Source organism: Mycobacterium sp., assembly GCF_049281135.1.
Classification (GTDB): Bacteria; Actinomycetota; Actinomycetes; order Mycobacteriales; family Mycobacteriaceae; genus Mycobacterium.
In genome coordinates, this window is the sequence record NZ_JBAPRN010000667.1 from 1 (window position 1) to 2,969 (window position 2,969).

General features: G+C 67.2%; 3 protein-coding genes. 1 reads left to right on the forward strand and 2 read right to left on the reverse strand.

Features of this window, described 5'->3' with window-relative positions:
* Nucleotides 1-1,605 (forward strand): signal peptide peptidase SppA (gene sppA / locus WAN02_RS26735; protein ID WP_422268068.1); only part of this gene is annotated, 1,605 nt, incomplete at its 5' end.
* Here the strand turns inward: sppA and WAN02_RS26740 are convergent.
* Nucleotides 1,602-2,516, reverse strand: a complete 915-nt coding sequence (locus WAN02_RS26740) for a class I SAM-dependent methyltransferase (RefSeq protein WP_422268070.1) — start codon at nucleotides 2,514-2,516, stop codon at nucleotides 1,602-1,604. The two genes, sppA and WAN02_RS26740, sit on opposite strands and share 4 nt — an antisense overlap.
* Before the next feature lie 7 nt (nucleotides 2,517-2,523).
* Nucleotides 2,524-2,969, reverse strand: a 446-nt coding sequence (locus WAN02_RS26745) for a class I SAM-dependent methyltransferase (protein WP_422268072.1), incomplete at its 5' end; no start/stop codon positions are given.

The window sequence follows — 2,969 nt, forward strand, 5'->3', positions numbered from 1 at the left end:
GCGCTGCGCGAGGCCGTCTCCGCACTGCACCGTGCGGCCGACGATCCCCGGGTGGCCGGCCTGATCGCTCGCGTCGAGCTCCCCGCCGCCGCGGCCGGGCCGGTTCAGGAGCTACGGGAAGCTGTGGCCGCGTTCACAGCGGTCAAGCCGTCGCTGGCCTGGGCCGAGACGTATCCCGGAACGCTGTCGTACTACCTGGCGTCGGCGTTCGGCGAGGTGTGGATGCAGCCGGCGGGCAGCGTCGGGTTGATCGGCTTCGCCACCAACGCGCTGTTCCTGCGCGACGCGTTGGACAAGGCCGGTATCGAGGCGCAGTTCGTCGCGCGCGGTGAATACAAGTCGGCGGTAAACCTTTTCACACAGGACCGCTACACCGACGCTCATCGCGAAGCCGACACCCGGCTGCTGGAGAGCCTGCGCGTTCAGGTGTGGCAGGCGATCGCCGACGCGCGCAACATCGGCCAGGACGGTCTCGACGAGCTGGCCGATCATGCGCCGCTACTGCGCGACGTCGCGGTGGAATCGGGTCTGATCGATCGCGTCGGCTTCCGCGACGAAGCGTATGCGCGGATCGCCGAACTGGTTGGTGCCAAGGGAATTTCACCGGAGTCCGGTGACGCCGACGGTGACGACGGCCCGCCGCGGCTGTATCTGAGCCGCTACGCGCGGGCCACTGGTCCCGGCGGACCGGCTCGTCCGTCCATACCCGGGCGCGGGCCCAAGTCGACGGTCGCCGTCGTCACCGTTGCCGGCTCGATCGTCAGCGGCCGGGGCGGTTCGCGATTGCCGCTCGGCTCATCCAACGCCGGCGCTGACACCATCGCCGCGGGGCTTCGCGAAGCGGCGCACGATGATTCGGTGTCGGCGATCGTGCTGCGGGTCGACTCGCCGGGCGGTTCGGTCAGCGCGTCGGAAACCATCTGGCGGGAGGTGAAGAAGGCCCGTGAGCGCGGCAAGCCGGTGGTGGCGTCGATGGGTGCGGTCGCCGCCTCTGGCGGCTATTACGTTTCGATGGGCGCTGACGCCATCGTGGCCAACCCCGGCACCATCACGGGCTCGATCGGTGTGCTGACAGGCAAGCTGGTCGCCCGGGACCTCAAAGACCGGCTCGGTGTCGGGTCAGATGCAGTGCGTACCAACGCGAATGCCGACGCCTGGTCGGTCAACGCACCGTTCACGCCCGAGCAGCATGCCCAGGTCGAGGCCGAGGCGGACCTGGTCTACGACGACTTCGTGCAGCGGGTCGCCCAGGGTCGCCACCTGAGCATCGAAGCGGTCGAGGCGGTGGCCCGAGGCCGGATCTGGACTGGCGCGGACGCCCTCGACCATGGCCTGGTCGACGAACTCGGCGGCCTGCGGACCGCCGTGCGCCGGGCCAAGGTGCTGGCCGGCTTGGACGAAGACGCCAAGGTCCGCCTGGTCGGCTATCCGGGTTCGTCGGTCTGGGACTTCCTGCGGCCACAACCATCTTCGCAGCCCGCGGCGGCCTCGTTGCCGGATGCGTTGGGCGCGTTGATCATCCAGTCGATAGTCGGGATCATCGAACAGGCCGAGCGGTCAATGACCGGTGCCAGCGCGCTGTGGATGGGGGAGTCGCGCTTCTAACTTCCGAGCGGCCCGCTGACGTAGATGATCTCGCCCAGCGGGTCGTCGTTGTCGGGCGTGGGGATCTGCAGTCCGTTGCTGACGAACAGATCCGCCCGCGAAGTGCCGACGACATTCCAGGCTTTGCCGCGCAGATAATCGATCACGTGGCTGCGCTCGCCGGCGTAGACCAGCGACGGCATGTCGATGTCGAGGCCGTGCTTGCGACGCTGGGCACTCTGCTCGCGAACCCGTTCGAAGTCAATATCTTTCAAGCCGGGCACGTATTCGGTGGCGATCGCGCTACCCGGGACGCTCAGCGCGGTGATGTTGTCGAACAGTCGATCCTGGGCTTCGGACGGCAGGTAGATCAGCAGGCCCTCGGCCAGCCAGGCTGTCGGTGCGCCGGTATCGAAGCCGGCGGCTCGCAACGCGGCCGGCCAGTCGGCGCGCAAGTCGATTGGGACGGTGCGTCTGTTCGCGGTCGGCTCGGCGCCCAGATCAGCCAGCGTGCGCGTTTTGAACTCGATCACCGCAGGCTGATCGATCTCGTACACCGTGGTGCCGTCGGGCCAGGGCAGCCGGTAGGCGCGGGAGTCCAGGCCCGATGCGAGGATCACCACTTGACGAACGCCCGCCTGGACGGCAGCGAGCAGATACTCGTCAAAGTACTTGGTACGAATGCCCATCCCGTCGACGATTGCCTGAGTCCGGTCCGGCGACGAGTTCGGGAGCAGCGAGAAGTCGAGTTCGCCGTCGATCATCTTGGTGAAGAAATCCAGGCCGACGGCACGAACCAGCGGGTCGGCGTACGGATCGTTGATCAGCCCGTTGGGATCGCTGGTCGCCATGGCCCGACCCGCCGCGACCAAGGTCGCGGTAGCGCCTACGCTGGAGGCCAGATCCCAACTGTCGTCATCGGTGCGTGCCATTTCTGCCCTATTTCTGCAGCGTTGCGTTGACGTAGCTCATGTTCCGGAATGCAGCCATCGACTCGTCTTCCGGGAACGTGAATCCATTGCGCTGGTACAACTCCGGGGCGGGATGGGCGGCCACCTGCCAGCTATGGCCGGCGAGGTAGTCGATCACGATGCTGCGTTCGCCCCGATAGAACAGATCGGCCGGGTTGAGGTCGAAGCCGGCGCGCTGCCATCGCTCGCCGATGCGCCGCACGCTTTCCTCGGAGAACGCGTCCGGGTCGGAGGTGTGCTCGGTAGCGAGCTGGCTGCCCGGTGCGCTGAGCGCGGTGATGTTGTCGAACAGCCGGTCCTGAGCCTCAGGCGGCAGGTAGGGCAATAACCCTTCCGCGCTCCACGCCGCCGGCTGATCTACGTCAAAACCATGCTCCCGCAACGCTGCTGGCCAATCTTCACGCAGGTCGATGC

Excerpts from the sequence above, each read along its gene's own strand:
- WAN02_RS26740 (WP_422268070.1), bottom strand. The coding sequence starts at position 2,516 with ATGGCACGCACCGATGACGACAGTTGGGATCTGGCCTCCAGCGTAGGC.